Annotated in this window: 18 protein-coding genes, 6 tRNA genes and 1 rRNA gene; all 25 read right to left on the reverse strand. The window is 57.1% G+C overall.

Going from position 1 to position 19,720, the window contains the following annotated elements; all coding sequences use genetic code 11:
- Positions 1–9: 9 nt before the first annotated feature.
- Positions 10–957 (reverse strand): thioredoxin-disulfide reductase, encoded by a 948-nt coding sequence (trxB, locus tag BCM02_RS32045; protein ID WP_148933206.1) that lies wholly within the window; start codon positions 955–957, stop codon positions 10–12.
- 90 nt (positions 958–1,047) lie between these two features.
- Complete coding sequence (locus BCM02_RS32050; RefSeq protein WP_148933207.1) at positions 1,048–2,796, reverse strand: tetratricopeptide repeat protein; 1,749 nt, start codon at positions 2,794–2,796, stop codon at positions 1,048–1,050.
- A 245-nt stretch (positions 2,797–3,041) separates the two neighbouring features.
- The gene (locus tag BCM02_RS32055; RefSeq protein WP_148933208.1) at positions 3,042–3,992 is read right to left on the reverse strand and encodes a ribose-phosphate diphosphokinase; all 951 of its coding nucleotides are present in this window, start codon (positions 3,990–3,992) and stop codon (positions 3,042–3,044) included.
- A gap of 86 nt (positions 3,993–4,078) precedes the next feature.
- Positions 4,079–4,885, reverse strand: a complete 807-nt coding sequence (gene hisJ / locus BCM02_RS32060) for a histidinol-phosphatase HisJ (protein ID WP_148933209.1) — start codon at positions 4,883–4,885, stop codon at positions 4,079–4,081.
- A gap of 92 nt (positions 4,886–4,977) precedes the next feature.
- Positions 4,978–5,676, reverse strand: coding sequence for a bifunctional phosphoribosyl-AMP cyclohydrolase/phosphoribosyl-ATP diphosphatase HisIE (gene hisIE / locus BCM02_RS32065; RefSeq protein ID WP_148933210.1), 699 nt, complete (start codon positions 5,674–5,676; stop codon positions 4,978–4,980).
- Positions 5,673–6,431 (reverse strand): imidazole glycerol phosphate synthase subunit HisF, encoded by a 759-nt coding sequence (gene hisF / locus BCM02_RS32070; RefSeq protein WP_148933211.1) that lies wholly within the window; start codon positions 6,429–6,431, stop codon positions 5,673–5,675. Before hisF ends, hisIE begins: the two co-directional genes overlap by 4 nt.
- A gap of 62 nt (positions 6,432–6,493) precedes the next feature.
- A complete protein-coding gene (gene hisH, locus BCM02_RS32075) occupies positions 6,494–7,123 on the reverse strand; it encodes an imidazole glycerol phosphate synthase subunit HisH (protein ID WP_148933212.1) in 630 nt (209 codons plus the stop codon).
- A 1-nt stretch (position 7,124) separates the two neighbouring features.
- The gene (gene hisB / locus BCM02_RS32080; protein WP_148933213.1) at positions 7,125–7,724 is read right to left on the reverse strand and encodes an imidazoleglycerol-phosphate dehydratase HisB; all 600 of its coding nucleotides are present in this window, start codon (positions 7,722–7,724) and stop codon (positions 7,125–7,127) included.
- 25 nt (positions 7,725–7,749) lie between these two features.
- A complete protein-coding gene (gene hisD / locus BCM02_RS32085) occupies positions 7,750–9,039 on the reverse strand; it encodes a histidinol dehydrogenase (RefSeq protein WP_148933214.1) in 1,290 nt (429 codons plus the stop codon).
- A 163-nt stretch (positions 9,040–9,202) separates the two neighbouring features.
- Positions 9,203–9,862, reverse strand: coding sequence for an ATP phosphoribosyltransferase (gene hisG, locus BCM02_RS32090; protein ID WP_148933215.1), 660 nt, complete (start codon positions 9,860–9,862; stop codon positions 9,203–9,205).
- Positions 9,859–11,067, reverse strand: coding sequence for an ATP phosphoribosyltransferase regulatory subunit (locus BCM02_RS32095; RefSeq protein ID WP_148933216.1), 1,209 nt, complete (start codon positions 11,065–11,067; stop codon positions 9,859–9,861). The genes hisG and BCM02_RS32095 overlap by 4 nt, the downstream gene beginning before the upstream one ends.
- A 357-nt stretch (positions 11,068–11,424) precedes the next feature.
- The gene (locus BCM02_RS32100; protein ID WP_187434523.1) at positions 11,425–12,669 is read right to left on the reverse strand and encodes an acyltransferase; all 1,245 of its coding nucleotides are present in this window, start codon (positions 12,667–12,669) and stop codon (positions 11,425–11,427) included.
- Positions 12,670–12,817: 148 nt separating this feature from the next.
- Positions 12,818–13,309, reverse strand: coding sequence for an acyltransferase (locus BCM02_RS32105; RefSeq protein WP_148933218.1), 492 nt, complete (start codon positions 13,307–13,309; stop codon positions 12,818–12,820).
- Complete coding sequence (gene ppaX / locus BCM02_RS32110; RefSeq protein WP_148933219.1) at positions 13,302–13,973, reverse strand: pyrophosphatase PpaX; 672 nt, start codon at positions 13,971–13,973, stop codon at positions 13,302–13,304. Before ppaX ends, BCM02_RS32105 begins: the two co-directional genes overlap by 8 nt.
- Positions 13,974–13,977: 4 nt before the next feature.
- Positions 13,978–14,985, reverse strand: a complete 1,008-nt coding sequence (gene lgt, locus BCM02_RS32115; RefSeq protein WP_148933220.1) for a prolipoprotein diacylglyceryl transferase — start codon at positions 14,983–14,985, stop codon at positions 13,978–13,980.
- Between the two features lie 17 nt (positions 14,986–15,002).
- A complete protein-coding gene (gene hprK, locus BCM02_RS32120) occupies positions 15,003–15,941 on the reverse strand; it encodes an HPr(Ser) kinase/phosphatase (protein WP_148933221.1) in 939 nt (312 codons plus the stop codon).
- A 436-nt stretch (positions 15,942–16,377) separates the two neighbouring features.
- A complete protein-coding gene (locus BCM02_RS32125) occupies positions 16,378–17,499 on the reverse strand; it encodes an ABC transporter ATP-binding protein (protein WP_148933222.1) in 1,122 nt (373 codons plus the stop codon).
- 91 nt (positions 17,500–17,590) lie between these two features.
- Entirely contained in the window at positions 17,591–18,733 is a 1,143-nt protein-coding gene (locus BCM02_RS32130) for a PucR family transcriptional regulator (RefSeq protein WP_148933223.1), read from the reverse strand.
- 149 nt (positions 18,734–18,882) lie between these two features.
- A tRNA-Lys gene (locus tag BCM02_RS32135) sits at positions 18,883–18,958 on the reverse strand.
- Positions 18,959–18,974: 16 nt separating this feature from the next.
- A tRNA-Tyr gene (locus BCM02_RS32140) sits at positions 18,975–19,060 on the reverse strand.
- 25 nt (positions 19,061–19,085) lie between these two features.
- A tRNA-Phe gene (locus BCM02_RS32145) sits at positions 19,086–19,161 on the reverse strand.
- Positions 19,162–19,185: 24 nt separating this feature from the next.
- Positions 19,186–19,262: transfer RNA gene (locus BCM02_RS32150), tRNA-Asp, on the reverse strand.
- Between the two features lie 10 nt (positions 19,263–19,272).
- A tRNA-Val gene (locus BCM02_RS32155) sits at positions 19,273–19,348 on the reverse strand.
- Between the two features lie 6 nt (positions 19,349–19,354).
- Positions 19,355–19,431, reverse strand: a tRNA-Met gene (locus tag BCM02_RS32160).
- A 195-nt stretch (positions 19,432–19,626) separates the two neighbouring features.
- A 23S ribosomal RNA gene (locus BCM02_RS32165) occupies positions 19,627–19,720 on the reverse strand; the annotation flags it as partial.

Genomic DNA, 19,720 nt, shown 5'->3' on the forward strand with positions numbered 1-19,720 from the left:
CTTACGCAATTACAACGATTGGCTCCAATCGTGTACCGCGTGTCCTTCGAGGAATTTCTCGCAATCGAGCGCGGCCATGCAGCCGCTGCCCGCCGCGGTAATCGCCTGGCGGTACTTGTTGTCCTGCACGTCGCCGCAGGCGAAGATCCCCGGAATACTCGTCTCGCTCGTGCCCGGCTTCGTGATCAGATAACCGGTCTCGTCGACTTCCAGCTGTCCGCCGAGGAACTTCGTGTTCGGCGTATGGCCGATCGCCACGAAGATGCCGTTCGTCTCCAGCACTTCTTCTTCGCCGCTCGCGTTGTTGCGCACCTTGAGTCCCGTAACGCCCATTGGTCCTGCCACCACTTCCAGCGGCGTCCGGTTAAGCGCCCAGCTGATTTTGCCGTTCTCGCGGGCCCGGTCCTGCATGATCTTCGAGGCGCGCATTTCTTCGCGGCGATGCACGAGCACGACTTCCGACGCGAAGCGCGTCAGGAAGTTCGCTTCCTCCATCGCCGAATCGCCGCCGCCCACGACGATAATCTTCTTCCCGCGGAAGAAGAAACCGTCGCACGTCGCGCAGGTGCTGACGCCGCGGCCGACATTCTCGCGCTCGTTCGCAATGCCGAGGTACTTCGCCGACGCGCCCGTCGAGATGATGAGCGCCTCCGCCTGCAATTCGCCTTGCCCTTCCACCTGAAGGGTGAACGGACGTTTCGACGTATCGACCGAGTTCACCCAACCGGTGCGGAATTCCGCGCCGAAACGCTCCGCTTGCTTGCGCATGTTCGCCATGAGATCCGGCCCCATGATCCCTTCCGGGAACCCCGGGAAGTTCTCCACTTCGGTCGTCGTCGTCAACTGGCCGCCCGGTTCCGGACCTTCGATGACCAGCGGGTTCATGTTCGCCCGCGCCAAGTAGATCGCCGCCGTCAATCCGGCTGGACCGGTACCGATAATAATCGCTTTGTACATTCGAGAATGCCTCCTTTGCAATCCAACCTGCGCCCGCCATGGCCCGAGGCCGCTCGCGCCTGACGCCGCTATGCGGCGTTCCAGCGTTCCTTAAGCGTCGCCTTTCGCGTCCAAGGCAGGGAAGATCATTTTCATTTTTTCCTTAATCCCGCAAATTTCATCAATCCGTTTGGCGCATTTGCTCACCGTCGCGATCGACGTCCCGTACCGCTCCGACACTTCATGGTACGAAATCGTCCGCCGGTGCATCTTCGCCGTCAAATATTCGAGCGCGGCCGCCCATCCTTCAACCTTACCCAGCTTGGGCGCATCCGGATACACGCGGGATAGAAAATCGATCCACAGCGTCAGTAAGTCATGCTGCTGGACGAGATCGTAGTGCTTGTTCATCCGTCCGAGCGCCGCTTCGAGTACTTCCTGCCACTTCGGATCCCACTCCGGCAGACGCGAAGGCATGCGGCTGTGCTCGATCGTCGTCGCTTTGCCTTCCAGATGAACCTCGAGCGCCTCGTGCACGCCGATCGTGCGAAGGACGAACACCGCGATGCGTTTCAAGTAATCGTCTTCCTGCTCTTCTTGAATGAACGCGCGCAGCGCGTCTTTCACTTCGTTGTCCGCGATCATGCCCAGCGCCTGAATGACCTGCAGCTTCGTGCCGCGGTCGCCGTGACGCAGCGCCCAGAAGAAGGAGGAGCGCACCAGCGGGTCGCGCTTCATATGATCGGGCAGCGTCTCGCTCGATTTCTCCCATAGCTTAAACTGCTCTTCAAACGGGAGATGATAGTGGTAGCTCGCGGTCCCGGCTTCCCCGCCGGCGCGCACGTGCGTCAATTGCTCCAAATAATAGCCCGGCACGTTCGATTTCGGATCCATCTTGGCCGCTTGCTGCCAGAATCGCTCGGCTTCGTCCAGCCGCCCGATGTTCCATGCCGCCACCGCCGTGTAATGGTACAAGCAAGCATCGTCGCGCAGCGCGCCGTCCTTCATCAGCCGAAGGAAATGCCGGTGCGCCTGTCCGTGCTCGCCGAGAATCCCCATCGTCGTCGCCAGCTTGAACACATGCTCTTGGTGAAAAGGCACCGTCTTGCGCAGCAGCTCGACGAGCGGCCGCAGCGCTTCCGCATCCCCGGCATGCTGGTGGAATATCGCGAGATTGCACAGCGCGTGCAAATTGCCAGGCTCCTGCGCGAGCACTTCCTGAATCGTCGTCATCGCCCTGTCGAACAGGCCCATGTAGTAATACGCCAGCGCCAGATTGTTGCGGGCCGCCAGGAACTCGCCGTTCTTCTCGACGATCGTCTCCAGGAGACGCACCGCCTCGGCGAACTTCCCTTCCTCGAGCATCGCGCGGGCTTGATCATGCTCGAAATATCCTTCGCGCGCCTTGACCGACGCGATCTTCATCGGCCGCTCGAGCTCGTAATGGAGCAGCTCCATCATCTCTTCCGCTTCGTCGAGGAACTGGCCCTCGGCGTCTTCCTCGAGATAGCGGATGAGCGCGTCCTCGGCCGATTCGTACTGCTCCATGTTGGCGTAGTTATTCGCCATATAGAAATGGCACTCCGTCATCGCCGGGTCGAGCTCTTCGACGATGTTGCGGAGCACGTTGTTGGATTCCTCGTAATTGCCCATCTCGGACAAGATTCCCGCCATGTTGCAGTGATTGACCGGATTGCCCGGCTCGTATTCGACCGCGCGGCGAAAATACTTCAGTGCCTTGTCATAATGATATCGATCCAGCGAGCGCACCGCCCGTTCGAAAAAGAAAGTGGCGTCCCAGTGAATCGGTATGATGTTCGTCTTATGACTTGGCGCGGCCGCACGCTTCTTCTCTTTCATTCGCAAGGCACCTCCCCGGTCCATCTTAAAGTTGCTACGATTATATCATAGCGAAGCCTATCCATACACGCAAAGAATATGGGACGAATCGCGGACGTACCCAAAGCAAGGCGGCAGCCCGCGCCCCGCCACCGGTTCGAACGCGCCTCGCGCGCGGTCTTTGGTGGGAGGGCTGTGCGGGAAATCTGCCGCCTTTGCCTGTGGTTCGTCCGCGATTCAATTATCGTACTGATAGCGAGATCCGCCTAGATGCCCGCGTTTTTGAACAATGTGCTGATCGAACCGCCTTCGATGATGATCCGGACCGTCTCGGCCAGAATCGGCGCTACGGAGAGCACCTTGAACCGGTCGGAACGGTTATCCGGAAGCGCGATCGAGTCGGTTACGACGACTTCTTTAATATTCGGGTGGTCCAATCGCTGCAAGGCAGGGCCGGAGAAGAGCGGATGCGTCGCGCATACGTAGACGTCATGCGCCCCGCGTTCCTTCAGTCCTTCAACGACGTTGACAATGGTCGTGCCCGTATCGATCAGGTCCTCGATAATGATCGGCGTCTGCCCTTCGACGTCTCCGATGACGTGAGTGATAACCGATTCATTATGAGCCGGACGCTTCTTGATCATGATCGCGAACGGTGCGTCAAGATAGTTGGCGAGTTTCTCGGCCGTGGAAGCGCGTCCCGCGTCCGGAGAAACCACGATCGGATTCGGAATGTCTTTCGATTTCAAATAGTCGCTGATCAAATCCAGGCCGGTCAGATGGTCGACCGGAATGTTGAAGAACCCTTGGATCGCCGGCGCGTGCAGATCGATCGTCACGACGCGAGTCGCGCCGACCGTGCTAAGTACATCTGCCAGCATTTTCGCCGAAATCGGCTCGCGCGGCGCGGCTTTCCGCTCCTGACGCGCGTAACCGTAGTACGGAACGACAATGTTCACCGTGCGCGCGGATGCGCGTTTCGCGGCGTCAATCATGACGAGCAGTTCGACGAAATGATCGTTGATCGGATGCGAGAACGACTGCACCAGGAAGACGTCGCAGTTCCGGATCGTCTCCTCGTAGTGGACGTAGATCTCGCCGCTTTTGAAACGGGACACTTTAATTTTGCCAAGCGGCAGGCCGAGTTCGGCGCTGATCTGCTCGGCAAGCTTCGGGTTCGAAGAACCCGAAAAAATACGCACCTTGTCGCTAAACATGATACCCTCCTGAGCGATTAGACCACTAAATTTGCATAACGAAGCTTGTTTCGACAACTTCCATTATACATAACTTTAAAAATAATTCAAAAATCAATCATGGCGCGTTTGCGTCCCTCGAACGTAGCCAGCTGCGTGAATCCGACTTCTCGCAGGAGCGCGCGGGCTTCTTCTAAATATTGCCCAAGCCGCTCGGGCTGATGCGCATCGGAGCCAATCGTGAGCGGAATCCCCAATTCTAACGCTTTCGACAGCATTCTGCGGCTCGGGAACATCTCGGCAACGGGCATCCGAAGTCCCGACGCGTTCAGCTCGATCGCAAGCCCGTTCGCGCGGACCGCTTCCAGCGCGGCGTCCTCCATCGGCGTCACGTCGCCTTCCGGCTTGAAGCCGAATCGCTTGATGACGTCGATATGGCCGATATAATCATAGAACCCGGTCGCGCATGCTTTTCGCACGGCGTCGTAGTACTGCGCGTACACCGCCATCCGGTCGCGACCGTCCCATTCATGCGTCTGCCGGAAGTCGGAAATATCCCAGGTGCCGAGAAAATGGACGGATCCGATGACGTAATCCCATGGATAGGCGCGGACAATACGTTCGATCTGCTCCTCGCAGCCTTCGATGTAATCGCCTTCCAAGCCGACGCGTACGTCGATCTGATCCTTATACTTGGCCTTGAGGTTGAAAGCTTCTTCGACGTAACGAGGCAGCTCCTCCATCGGCATGGCCATCTCCGGGTAGTATGTCGCCGGGTCGACGTGCAGCAGCGGCATATGGTCGGACAGGCCGAGCTGATCCAGCCCGATCTCGATGCCGCGCTTGACGTACTCCTCCAGCGTGCCGACCGCGTGTCCGCAGCGGACGTGGTGCGTATGGTAATCGATGTTCATGTTCGTCGTGCGCCCCTTTCGCTACTGTTGCAAGCCGTGCAGCACGAAACCGAGCTTCCGCATCCTGCGGGCTCGGCTTCGGTGTTTACGTCTTATTCGCTAAGCTGATAAGCCGATTTCGGTTTGTTGTAGCGGCGTCCGAGCTCGTACATGAGGTCGTCCAGCGGTAGGCCGCGCTCGCGCAGCAGCACCATCAGGTGGAAGAGCAGGTCGCTCGCTTCGTAGCGAAGCTCGGTATTGTCGTTGTTCTTGGCCGCGATAATCACTTCGCCGGCTTCCTCCCCGATTTTCTTGAGGATCTTGTCAACGCCCTTATCGAACAAATACGTCGTATATGCGCCTTCCGGACGTTCCGCATGGCGGGAGGCGATAACGCTCTCTAGCTGGCTCAGCATCGCGAATCGATCCGCCGATCCTTCCGCCGCTTGTCCCTCCGCGTCTTGGCGCGCGAAACCTTCGACATCATTGAAGAAGCAGCTGTACTTGCCGGTATGGCAAGCAGGTCCCTGCTGCTCGACGCGAACCAGCACCGTATCGCCGTCGCAATCGTAGTGCATGGAGACAATGCGCTGCGTGTGGCCGCTGGTCGCGCCTTTATTCCACAGCTCGCCGCGGGAGCGGCTCCAGAACCACGTCGATCCGGTCTCGAGCGACTTCGCAAGCGAATCCCGGTTCATATAGGCGAGCATGAGCACTTCTTTGCTGCTGTAATCCTGCACGATCGTCGGCACGAGACCGCTCTCGTCCCATTTGATGCGTTCCGCCAGCGCGGCGCTTTCGTTGTGGCTCATCGCACCTCGACTCCTTTGCTGCGCAGGTCGTTCTTCACGTCTGCGATCGTCAATTCTTTGTAGTGGAAAATGGTCGCCGCAAGCCCGGCATCCGCCCGTCCCGCTTCGAACACGTCGGCAAAATGCTCCGCGCGCCCCGCGCCGCCCGACGCGATGACGGGAATGCCGACCAGATCGGACACCGCCCGCGTCAGCTTCACGTCGAAGCCGTCCTTCGTGCCGTCCGCGTCCATGCTCGTGAGCAGGATCTCCCCCGCCCCGAGCTGCTCGACCCGTTTCACCCACTCCAACGCCCGAATGCCGGTCGTTTTGCGTCCGCCGTGGGTGTACACTTCCCATTCGCCCCATTCGGGGTTGAACTTCGCGTCGATCGCGACTACGATGCACTGCGAACCGAATTTGCGCGCGCCGTCCTCCACGAGCTGCGGGTTCACCACGGCCGCGGTGTTAATGCCGATCTTGTCCGCTCCGGCGCGCAGCAGCCGCTTCATGTCGTCGACATGAGCGATGCCCCCGCCCACGGTGAACGGAATCGTAATCTCGCCCGCCGTCTTGCGCACGACTTCGATCATCGTCGCCCGTCCTTCGTGGGAGGCCGATATATCGAGGAAAACGAGTTCGTCCGCGCCCTCTTTATCATAGATCGCCGCAAGCTCCACCGGGTCGCCCGCATCGCGCAAGTTCACGAAATTCACGCCTTTGACGACGCGCCCGTCCTTCACGTCCAGACAGGGAATAATCCGTTTGGCCAGCATAACGCCGCCTCCTCTTCCATCCAATCATCTGCGCGGGAGTCCCGCTCCCGGCGCTCCAATTCTTATTCGGCCGCGCGCCGCGTCGGTTCCGCGCCCGTCAGGGTCAAGAAATTCCGCAGCAGCTGCATGCCGAGCTCGCCGCTTTTCTCCGGGTGGAACTGCATGCCGTACACGTTGCCGCTGCCGACGATCGCCGGGACCGGCTGATAGTAGTCGGTCGTCGCCAACAAATCCGCCTGCCGGGCGGGCTTCGCGTGATAGGAGTGCACGAAGTAGACATGACCCTCGGACAATCCGGAGAAGAGCGGGCATTCTTGACCGAAACTCAGTTTGTTCCAACCCATGTGCGGCACCTTGTAATCCCCTTGGAAGCGTACCACCTTGCCCGACAGCAGCGCCAAGCCGTCGTTCAGTCCGTGTTCTTCGCTCTGCTCGAACAGCAGCTGCATCCCTAAGCAGATGCCGAGCAGCGGCTTGCCGGAGGCCGCATACCGCTTGGCGGCGCCGTCCAGCCCCGTCTCGCGCAGGTTCTCCATCGCGTCGCCGAACGCGCCGACGCCCGGCAGAATCGCGCCCTCCGCGCTCATGATCACCGCCTCGTCATCGGTCACGACAGCTTCGAAGCCGAGCCGCTCGACCGCCTTGCTGACGCTGTGCAAGTTGCCCATGCCGTAATCGATGATGGCGATCATCCTACAGCACCCCTTTCGTCGAAGGCACTCCTTGCACGCGCGGATCGATGCTCGTCGCTTCGTCCAAGGCGCGTCCGAGCGCTTTGAACACCGCTTCGATCATATGGTGGGTGTTCTGTCCGTAATGTACGATCACGTGCAGCGTCATCCGCGCTTCCAGCGCCAGCTTCCACAGAAACTCGTGCACGAGCTCGACTTGGAAGGAGCCGACTTGTTGGGACGGATACTGCGCCCGGTATTCGAAATGCGGACGGTTCGACAGGTCGATCACGACCTGCGCCAGCGCCTCGTCCATCGGCACGAATACGGAGGCATACCGCTTGATGCCGCGCTTGTCGCCGAGCGCCTGTTGAATCGTCTGACCGAGGCAGATGCCGATGTCTTCGACCGTGTGGTGATCGTCGATGTCCACGTCTCCGCGTCCGTCGACCGTCAGGTCGAACTGGCCGTGCTTCGTGAACAGGTCGAGCATATGGTTCAGAAACGGAACGTCCGTCTCGATCTTCGCCGTGCCGCTGCCGTCAATCGCGAAGGCCAGCTTAATATCCGTCTCGTTCGTCTTGCGCGCCACTTCGGCCGCGCGAATCGCGTTCTCCGCCATCTAAAGTCCCCCTGCTTTCCTTCGTTTACTGTTCGCCTTCCCGCTCCAGCCGGATGCCGATCGCGCGCGCGTGCGCTTCCAATCCCTCATGGCGGGCAAGCGTCATGATTTTCTCGCCGTTCTTGAGCAGCGCGTCCTTGCTATAGTAGATCAAGCTCGATTTCTTCAGAAAATCGTCCACGTTCACCGGCGACGAGAACCGCGCCGTCCCGTTCGTAGGCAAGATGTGGTTCGGGCCCGCGAAGTAGTCCCCCACCGGCTCCGAGCTGTACGGCCCCAGGAAAATCGCGCCCGCGTTCTCGATGCGCCCCAGCAGTCCCATCGGCTCGGCGACCATCACTTCCAAATGCTCCGGCGCCATCCGATTGACCGCCGCGAGCGCCTCTTCCATCGTCTCCGCCAGCAGGATCGCGCCGTTCGCGTCGATGGACTTGCGGGCGATGTCCGCTTTCGGTAGCGTGGCAAGCTGCCGCTCCACTTCCGACGCCACCGCTTCGCCCAGCTTAGGCGAGGTCGTTACCAGAATAGCGGACGCCATCTCGTCGTGCTCGGCTTGCGAGAGCAGATCTGCCGCAACGTAAGCCGCATCGGCCGTATCGTCCGCGAGGACGACGATTTCGCTCGGGCCCGCGATGCTGTCGATGTCCACCGCGCCGAATACGGCCCGCTTCGCCAGCGCCACATAGATGTTGCCCGGTCCGCAAATTTTATCGACCGGCGCGATCGTATTCGTGCCATAAGCCAGCGCCGCGACCGCCTGCGCGCCGCCGACGCGATAGAGCTCCTTCACGCCGGCCTCCGCGGCCGCGACGAGGATGTACGGATCGATGCCGGCTCTGCCGCCCGTGGCCGGAGGGGTGACCATGACGATCTCCGGCACGCCCGCCACTTGCGCCGGGATGACGTTCATGAGCACCGAAGACGGGTACGCCGCCTTGCCGCCGGGCACGTACACGCCGACGCGCTTCAGCGGGCGCAATATTTGGCCGAGCATCGTCCCATCCGGCTGTACATCGACCCAGGATTGCCGCAGCTGCTTCTCATGGAAAGCGCGGATATTGGCCGCAGCCTCGCGGATCGCCTCCAAGAAAGGCGCCTCCACCTTGCCATATGCCTGCTCGATCTCTTCCGCCGTCACTCTCAGCCCTGCGGCTTCTAACCGAACACCGTCGAACTTCTCCGTGAACGCCAGCAGCGCCGCGTCGCCTTCCGTCCGTACGCTCTCCACGATCTGGCGAACCGCCTCGTTCTGTTCCGGCGTCCCGTATTCGACTTCGCGGGTCAACCCGAACTGTTCTGCGCGCAGCACTCGCATGCGCTTCTCCCCTTCCAGCTCCCAACCATGCCGGGAGTATAGTGAAAGGCAGGGTGTCATCCCGCCCAAGAATCTATTATCTCGTATTCCATTATAGCTTAAGATGCGGCAGCCAACTGCTACAGTTGTATAGTTGCCGTGTCTCCGCGGTCATTTAATCAGCTTACACGCCGGCCGCGCTGCTAATTACCGTCTGCAGCCGGTCGCACAAACCTTGTATGGCCTCGTTCTTCATCCGATAGCTGACGCGGTTGGCAATGAGGCGACTCGTGATGCCGAAAATCTGCTCCATCTCCACCAATCCGTTCTCCCGCAGCGTCTGACCCGTTTCAACCATATCGACGATCCGGTCGGCAAGCCCGATCAGCGGCGCAAGCTCGATCGATCCGTTCAGCTTAATGACCTCGACCTGCTGGCCTTGCTCCCGGAAATATTGCGATGCGACATTCGGATATTTCGTCGCGACGCGAGGCTGAATCGTCGGCTTCCAGTTTGGAAGACCGATCACCGACATGCGGCATTTGGCGATCCCAAGATCCAACAGCTCGTAGACATCCTTGTTCTCTTCCATGAGCACGTCTTTGCCGACGATGCCGATGTCCGCAACGCCATACTCGACGAAGGTCGGCACGTCCACGGGCTTGACCATAATAAAGGACATGCCCGCTTCCGGTACCTCGATGACGAGCTTGCGCGTCTCCTCGAGATCAGGAATCGATAGCCCCGCTTCTTGGAACAGCCTGATAACTTGCTTATAGATACGGCCTTTCGGCATGGCGACCATGAGAAGATCGCTACCGGTTTGGTCATTCGTCTGGCTCATCGCGCCACGCCTCCTCCGACATAAGACTTGAATATGTTGAATACCGCGCCCTGCAGGGCATATCGATCAAGCGACGCGTGCAGGTCAGCCGCCCGATCCGCCGTCATTTTCTCCGTCACCACGATCGCTCCCTGCTCGCGAAGACGCAGCGCTTCCGCAATCGCCTCGTCCCGGCCCCCGCCATCGTATCCGATGAGCACCCGATCGGCCTCCGCTTCGTCGCGATCGCCGATGAGCTCCAGAATACGAGTCGTCTTCAGCGCGAAGCCGGTAGCCGGCGCCGAACGGCCGAATTGCGTTAGTAGATTGTCGTATCGGCCGCCGCTGACAACCGGGAAGCCTAGGTCCGCCGCATAGCCTTCGAACGTCATGCCCGTGTAATAGGAGAAATCGCCGATCATCGTCAGATCAATCAGCACATAGTCGCTGACGCCATACGCCTTGAGCGCATCCCACATCTCGCACAGATGAGAGATGGATGCCTGCGCCGTCGTATTCGCGCTCACGACGCGCGCCTGATCGCAGATCTCCTGCCCGCCGCGCAGGCGAAGGATCCCTTCAAGCACGCGCTGGACAGGCTCTGAGAGCTGCAGCGACTTGACCTTTTCACGATAGCCGACGTAATCGCGGCCGAGCAGGCAGGCCTTCAGTTCCTCCTGCTCCTCTAACCGACCCTGGAGCGTCTCCTCGAACAAGCCGTTCAAGAACCCGACATGGCCGATCGCGATCTTGAACCGGTCTACCCCGGCCGCGCGCAGCGATGCGATCGCCAGCGCCACGACCTCGGCGTCCGCCTCCGGCGAAGGATCGCCGACCAACTCTACGCCGGTCTGATAGAATTCCGCCTCGCGGCCGGACTCTTCTTCGATCGAACGAAAGACGTTCGCATGATAAGACAAGCGCAGCGGGAATGCCGCGTCCTTCAGCAGCGATGCCACGACGCGCGCGATCGGCGCCGTCATATCCGAACGCAGCACCAATGTCGTTCCCCGCTTATTCAACAGCTTGAACAGTTTCTCGTCGGACGTTGCGCTCGCAACCCCGACCGTATCGTAATATTCCATCGTAGGCGTCATTATTTGTTCATAGCCCCACGAAGCCATGCAGGCAAGGGCTTGATGTTCGATCTGGCGCAGACGCGCGACCGCATGCGGCAAATAATCTTTCACGCCGATCGGCTTCTCGAACACTTTCGGTTTCGCCATTTCTCTATCACCATCACTTTAACGAGTTAATGTACTACCATGTTACCATGATACCAAAATAAAGGATTAGTCGATATCGTATCATGCCTCACATCATTCGTCAAGATTACCCAGCAGCGCGGTCGCCTACAGCTAGCCTCATTCGAAACCGCTCTCGGCGTCACTCCCGCTGCCGCTTTCCCTCCCTACAGCCGCTTCAATCTCCACACGCACCAGGCCTTACAAACCGCTCCTCGAGGGACGCATCGTCGTTCGCCGAGATCCCTACGGCTTCATAAGGTCATGGGCATTCCCCTTGCGCTGCCGTTCCTCAGCCTGCCGCGGTTTCCCTCGCAAAACAAAAAAGCGAACGGGGCCTCAAGCCCTGTTCGCTTCCGGATTGGACGCCTCGATTCTGCCGCGGTTCCGTTCAGCCAGAGTCGGCTCCGCTTGGATCGACGCCGGCGACGGATAACGTCTGCCGACCAATTTCTTCGGCACTTTGCCAAGCATGACGGACGCTCCGGGTATGAATCGATATGCTAGCAAGAGGACTACAACGGATCCCATTAATGCGAAAATGAACCCGCCCGCAATCCACGCATGATAGATCCCCGTTAACGGAATACCGGGAGACAGCTTGCGGTATAGCAGCAGCATGCCCGGGTGGATCAAATAAATCCCGAACGACAGCGTGCCGATCAGCTCAAGCGTTTGATACGTCCGGCCGTTCCATCCTTTTCGCGCCCAACCGTAAATCATCTGCAGGAGGACTAACACGCTCGTAAAGGTGAACACGTTGTATCCCGCCTCGTACCATAACGGGTGCATCGCTTTGTTGTTAATCCGCGTAATGTGCCACACCGCGATGTAGGTCAGCGCGGATGTCGTCCATACCGTCCAGAGCAGCGCCGTCCCGATCCGGAATCCCGTCTTCCGCCATCCTTCGCGCAGGTCGACCCAGGCCTTGAAGCGCGGATAATACATCCCCGCGAACGCCCCCAGCATAAAAGGCGCGAAATACGTAAACGCGAACGTCCCTTTGTTCGGCAGATGCAGCTCCAACCGATGGAGGCCGAAGAAGAACCATTGAATCGCGAAGCCTATCGCAAGCAGCCCAATACCGATACGCGGCCACCTTCGCGCACAGTAATAGAAGAGCGGGAACATCACGTACAGCTGGATCGCGACCAAAATATAATACAAATGCGGATACGCCGTCCCGTCGCGCAAATTCGCGCCGAATCTGCCGGCATATTGCGCTAGCAAGGCTAGGTCGAACGTCCAGCCGGACGCGATCGCATACTTGGCCAGTTGGTAGAGAGCCGAGAAAACTACGTACGGGATAATCAGCTGGGGCAGTTTGCGGAAATAAAACGCGCCCCAATCGCCGGCTCGCATCTTCTTCTCAGGCCCGTAATGGTAAAACAGCGTGAACCCCGTCAGGAAGACGAAAGCCGGCACGCAGAATAAGGCCAGCGTATTGATGATGTTATAAACCACGAACGAATCATGCTTGACGAGCTTGAGGGTTGAGGCGGATGTGGCATGAACGGCGAGCACCCCAAGAATGGCGATGGCGCGCAGCACGTTCAGCTCGTTCACGTTCTCGTTTCTGGACATCGGGTTTCCTCCCAACTCTGGGGCCGCAGGCGCGAAGACCGCGGTACAGCTGGTCAAACCGGGAAATAATCGTGCTTCCCTAATTTGTCCCCGCTGCATCTCCTTTATGTCCTTTACCCGAAACGCGCCGCCTTTCACCAGGGCCGCTCTACTTCTCGCCCATTTTGCGAATGACTTGAATGGGATTGCCGCCGACGAAATCGCCCGGTGCCACATCCTTATTCACGACGGACCCTACCGATACGACGGCGCCGTCCCCGATCGTCACGCCCGGGAGGATCGTTGTGTTCGCGCCGATCATGACCCCCGAGCCGATGTGCACGTCGCCGAGCCGATACTCCCTAATCAAGTACTCGTGCGTCAAAATCGTCGTATTGTACCCGATAATCGAATTGTCGCCGATGCGGATGCGTTCGGGGAAGAAGACGTCGACCATGACCATGAGCGCGAACGCCGTATGCTGCCCCACCTTCATCCCGAGCACGTGCCGATAAATCCAATTTTTCACGGGCAACGAGGGGCAGTACCGGGAAATTTGGATGAAAATAAAGTTCCGTACCGCCTTCACCCGGCTTACCGTCCGATACACCTGCCATAGCGCGTTAGGGCCCTGAACCGGATAGCGCTCGACGTTACGCAATCGGCTCTCGCTCCATTCCGAGCAGCTCGTACAGATCCCGCATATCATGAATAATATGCTTCGCGCCGCTCTCCCGCAGAATCGCCTCGCCTTTCAGCGACCAGGCCACACCGACCGGTATGCATCCGGCCGCCTCCGCCGCGATCATGTCGACCGTGCTGTCGCCCAACATGATGGTCGTCTCCGGATCGGCGCCAAGCGCCTTGATCGCTTTGAGAATCGGCTCCGGATGCGGCTTCGCTTGCTCTACGTCGTCGATCGTCACGATGGCCTCCGGCGTCAAATAATCGTAGATCCCGGTGAAACGCAGCCCTTTCTCCGTCGTTAACCGGATCTTCGTCGTTACGATCCCTTGTTGCAACCCGAGCTGCTGCAAGCGCGCCATGACCTCCGCAACGTGAGGGAACGGCTTCACGAACTCGTCGTGTTGGCGTAGATTGAATTCGCGGTATCGGGAGATCAGATGCGACACTTCCTCCAGGTTGGAGAATAGCTGCATCTGATTGACTAGCGGCTGTCCCATGCTCGGAATGATCTGCTCGCGCCCGAAGCTTGCAGGCACAACATCCTGCAGCGCATGCAGGAACGATTCGATGATCAACTCGTTCGTGTCGAGAATCGTGCCGTCCAAATCATAAAGTACGGTTTGAATTGCGGATGTCATACGTTTATTGCTCCTTTGATTGCGTATCGGCGCTGCCCGTGCCCGGAGCTTGCGCGGAAGTGCTGCCCGAATTTCCTGCGCTGCCGGCCGGAAGACCGGTTTTGTAATTGATGATCGGGTCGAGATAGCGATCCTTCGCCATGCCGTTCCGGCGGCGTACGATGATGAGGATCACCGCGGCTACGATCAACAACACCGAGATCAGCTGCGAAATGCGCACGTTGCCGTATGCCGCATCCAGGTAACCTGGCTCGAAGACGATGTTCATCGGCGACCACAGCCCGTTCATAAGCGATGCCAGCCAGTTGGCCCCTTCGAACGCAAGACTATCGGTACGCAGCCCTTCTACGAAGAAGCGGCCAATCGAGTACCAAATGAAATACGAAAGCACTAATTCGCCCGCGCGAAGGAACGACTGACGGCGAAGTACCATCAAGAGGACGAGGCCAACCAGATTCCAGAGCGACTCGTATAAGAACGTAGGGTGATGGAACACGCCGTTAATGTTCATTTGATTGACGATCCAGTCCGGCAAATGCAGCGTATTGCGAAGGAAGCTCTCCTCCACGTCGCCGCCATATGCTTCCTGGTTGACGAAGTTGCCCCAACGTCCGATCATTTGGCCCGCGATTAGCGAAGGCGCGCAAATATCGGCGATTCGCCAGAAGCTATAACCTTTCATCCGGAAATATATATAGCCGCAAAGGAAGGCCCCGATTAACGCCCCATAAATCGCGATACCGCCGTTCCATACCGCAAAAATCTGCAGCGGATCGTCCTTATATTCGTCCAGCTTGAACGCCACATAGTATAACCGCGCCCCGATAATGGCCGATGGCACGCCGAAGAGCAGCAAGTCCATGAAGAAATCCGCCGACAGCCCGAACCGTTTGCCCTCCTGCACGGCCAACAGCAGTCCCACTAGCGCCGCGGTGCCTAAAATAATGCCGTACCAGTGCACGTCGATCGGCCCTAACGAGAAGGCAATCGAATTTAATTGAAGAGTGAACATGCTCCCTAGCTCCTTTATCAATCGAAATCGTCCGTATCGTCCGCGATCGTCTCCGTCAGCTTATTCGTAAATTGAAGAGCCGCATTGTACCCCATCCGTTTCAGACGGAAATTCATTGCGGCCACCTCGATAATGACCGCCAAGTTGCGACCTGGGCGAACCGGGACCGTGACGATTGGTACGTCCGTATCGATAATGCGCGTGGTTTCCTCATCCAATCCAAGCCGGTCATACTGCTTGTCTGCCTGCCAGTTCTCAAGCCGAATGACGACGCTAATCCGTTTGTTGTTGCGGACCGCGCCCGCGCCGAACAGCGTCATGACGTTGATGATGCCCAAGCCCCGAATCTCCAGGAGATGTCGGATCAGTTCCGGCGCTGTGCCATGCAGCTGTCCATCGGACGTCTGACGAATTTCCACCGCATCGTCGGCGACGAGACGGTGGCTCCGCTTCACTAGCTCTAGCGCCGTTTCGCTCTTGCCGATGCCGCTGCCGCCGGTGATCAGCATCCCCACGCCGTACACATCGACGAGTACGCCGTGTATCGTTGCCGACGGGGCCAGCTTGCGTTCCAGGAAGTTGGTAATGCGGCTGGAAATAATCGTGGTCGCCACATTACTGCGCAGCACCGGGATCTGCTTCTTGTTCGACTCCGTCACGAGTTCGACCGGCACTTCCAAACCGCGCGTCACGATGAAGCATGGCGTCTCGTCATGACAGAGCCGCTCGATCCGATCGGTCCGTTCGTCACTGCTGAGCGTCTCCATGAACGCCAGCTCCGTTTTTCCTAGAATCTGCACCCGTTCACTCGGAAAATAGTGAAAATACCCGGCCATCTCCAAACCCGGGCGATACAAATCGTCTACCGTAATGCTTCGGCGTAATCCGTCTTCTCCGCTCACAATTTCAAGCTGAAACTGCTGGACAAGATCGGACACTTTCACCTTCTTCGCCATTGGTCGGCCTCCTCGCGCAAGTAGCTGCTGCATCCTGCCCACAGTGTTATGTATCGTTTACCAATGTCTTCATCGTAACGAAAAAAAGCGTTGAAAGCAACGTTTCCGTTCGCTTCCAGCCCCATGCGTGGTACATCCAAATGCCTGACCAGTAACATAAAATCCTGAACACTATGTTCATTTGCCGAACCGCCAAGCTTACTATTCCACCTCACTTAACGGGCCGCGCCGTCACTCCCTTTCACGTCTTCGAAATAGTAGCTGGATTTCGCAGCTTCGTTATCGTAGTTCACTTCGACCCTTACTTCGCCGCTCGCCTCTCAAGCTCTTTCCGAAAACAGCCGCTCTCCCGGGATATCTGAAGTCAGCCGCTCTCCGAAATACAAACAGCCACCCTCCGTAGAGGGTGGCTGTTCTCTATCCCAAGCCGATCGGCTTAGTTTTCAAAAACGTTCAGTTCCGTTGTTTTGTCGAACACGTGAACTTTGTTCATGTCAAGCGCAAGCTTAACCGTCGTTCCTTCTTTCAGACCGGAACGGCCGTCAACGCGAGCGATAACCGTGTCCGTACCCAGACCGTTCAGGTACAGGTACATTTCGTGACCGAGGTTCTCGGAAACTTCAACGTGAGCGGATACATGCGTGTTCGGCGAAGCTTCCAGGAATACTGGCTCTTCGTGGATATCTTCCGGACGAACGCCCAGAATGATTTCTTTGCCAATGTAGCCTTTCTCGCGCAGCAATTGTGCTTTGCCTTCTGGAACAACAACGTCTACGCCGTTCGATTTGAAACGAGTAGCGCCGCCTTGCTCCGTCAGCGTACCGGAGATGAAGTTCATTGTAGGCGATCCGATGAAGCCTGCAACGAAGATGTTAACCGGATGGTTGTACAGCTCTTCTGGCGAAGCCGCTTGCTGAATGATACCGTCTTTCATAACGACGATGCGATCACCCATTGTCATAGCTTCGATCTGGTCATGCGTTACGTAGATAACGGTCGTTTCCAGACGTTTAGCCAGTTTGGAGATTTCCGCGCGCATCTGACCGCGAAGTTTCGCGTCCAAGTTGGAAAGCGGCTCATCCATCAAGAATACTTGCGGCTCACGAACAATTGCACGGCCGAGGGCGACACGCTGGCGTTGACCGCCGGAAAGCGCTTTAGGTTTACGCTCAAGAAGGTGTTCAATATCGAGAATTTTAGCGGCTTCACGAACACGTTTGTCGATTTCCGCTTTTTTGAATTTACGAAGTTTAAGGCCGAATGCCATGTTCTGGTACACGTTCATGTGCGGGTACAGGGCGTAGGATTGGAATACCATCGCGATGTCGCGGTCTTTCGGCGCTACGTCGTTAACGAGACGGTCGCCAATGAACAATTTACCTTCGGAAATCTCCTCAAGACCTGCGATCATACGCAGCGTTGTGGATTTACCGCAGCCGGATGGACCGACAAGAACGAGGAATTCCTTGTCCTTGATATCAAGGTTAACGTCTTTAACCGAAGCGTTGTCCGAACCAGCATATTTTTTGTAAATATGTTCTAAGCGTACACCTGCCATTTGTATTTCCCCCTAACAGATAGTTGTTCTTCACTACAACTATCTTATCTCACAGGGTCAGATGTGACTATGCACAAACTTTACAAAAATACTAATTCCTTTTCGTCACTTTATACAATAGCAGCACGATCTTCACCAACACCGCGTCACGGAACTGCCTCACGTCGAGTTCGGTCTCCTGCTTTAGCTTATCGAGGCGGTATAACAGCGTATTACGATGAATATATAGCTTCTTCGCCGTCTCGCTTACGTTGCAATCGAGCGAGAAGAACGTTTCCAGCGTCGATAAAATCTCCGGTTCCAAAAACACGTCCGTCCGTTTGAGCGCCTGCTCCACAAAACGCTGCCGCTGCAACTCCGGGATCGCGCTGAGCAACCACTCCAGTTGAAGCAGCCAAGGCAGATGGATATTCGAACCGACATGAAACGTGCGTCCCAAATGAACGGTTTCTCTAAGCTGCGACGCTGCCGAAACGATATCCTTTGCAGGTTGTATCGGTTGAAGAACGGCCAAGTGGGACTCGCCCAGCCACTCGCTTGCCAGCATATCATGCAAGCCGGAAGCAATGGAAGCGAGACTATCTTCCACCGACTCTTCGTCTTCATCTGGCCGATCTTCATTCTGGGCTTCTCGAATTAGCGACACCGGACCAAGGATGAGCCACTCCTGATCTTTCAGCGGTATAAGGAGGATATCCTCCGAAAGAAAGCTCCGCAGGAGCTTCTCTAGATCACCATAGCTGGCTTGTCCAGGTTCAAGCTGGTCCGCGACGAGCAAGAACGGAATCATGGTACTGTAAAGACGGATTCGGCTGATAAGCCGATCCGGCACCGTCAGCGGCTGATTGCCGTGATCCAACTGATTGGCGATCCAACTGCCTAGTTCCCTCACAACTCGTTCGCCTTCCGGCAACCCCGAAAACACATTTTGTTCGGGAGCCTTCAGGTGTTGAAGTGACCAGCCTAACAAGCGAATTTCCGTGTCGCTCATGGTCCCATCGCTTACTTCTATGGCCTGTACTTGCTCATCATGAATTGAAATCACGACCTGCAATTCACCCGTTGCAAGCCGAATCCAATCGCCTCGCGTAACGTTGTGGGTAAATTGTACAAATTTATTGCTAGAGTCTGTGACCGAGACTTGTTCTGCCCAAGCGAGTATCGCAGTTTGGAATTGACGTATCGGCCTTAAAAGGATTTGTTCCAGCTGCCCGATCCAGTTCGCTTCGCTCATCCTCTACCTCTATTCACGAGTATGGTACTCTTTGTTTTTAGGACATTGTACCATACATTGCCATGCAATTCAGGTTGTTACGGGAATGGACACATATATAAGAAAATAAAAAAACCTGTGGTCATTGACCACAGGTTGAACGTTCGAAATGGTGAGCCATGTAGGACTCGAACCTACGACACCCTGATTAAAAGTCAGGTGCTCTACCAACTGAGCTAATGGCTCTCATCATGTTAGGAAATGGTGGAGGATGATGGATTCGAACCACCGAACTCGTCAGAGAACAGATTTACAGTCTGCTGCGTTTGGCCACTTCGCTAATCCTCCATGCATAACACGAGAGAAAAACAAATGGTGGCTCGGGACGGAATCGAACCGCCGACACGAGGATTTTCAGTCCTCTGCTCTACCAACTGAGCTACCGAGCCACATTAAGTATGCAATTATATAAATGGCGGAGCCGACGGGATTCGAACCCGCGGTCTCCTGCGTGACAGGCAGGCATGTTAGGCCTCTACACCACGGCTCCGCATTATATATGGTGGAGGTTGACGGGATCGAACCGCCGACCCTCTGCTTGTAAGGCAGATGCTCTCCCAGCTGAGCTAAACCTCCAAAGTATGGTAGCGGCGGAGGGACTCGAACCCCCGACCCTCCGGGTATGAACCGAATGCTCTAGCCAGCTGAGCTACGCCGCCACATAATCCCTTGCTTGTCCTACATACCGTCAGGGAAAGCGGTATGCACCAGGTGAATAGCGTCGCCAAACGCTATTGTAAGTTCAAAAGTTTTTCTGAACTTGTCAGAAATCTTTATCCGTTACACCCTGAAAACTGGATACGAAACTCAACACTTTAGCTGTGTTTTGTTTAAGCTCTTGCGAACTTAAACGTTAGGATAAGCCCTCGACCGATTAGTATTCGTCAGCTGCACGCATTGCTGCGCTTCCACCTCGAACCTATCAACCTGGTCGTCTTCCAGGGGTCT

The organism is Paenibacillus methanolicus (genome assembly GCF_008124765.1).
GTDB classification, from domain to species: Bacteria; Bacillota; Bacilli; order Paenibacillales; family Paenibacillaceae; genus Paenibacillus_Z; species Paenibacillus_Z methanolicus.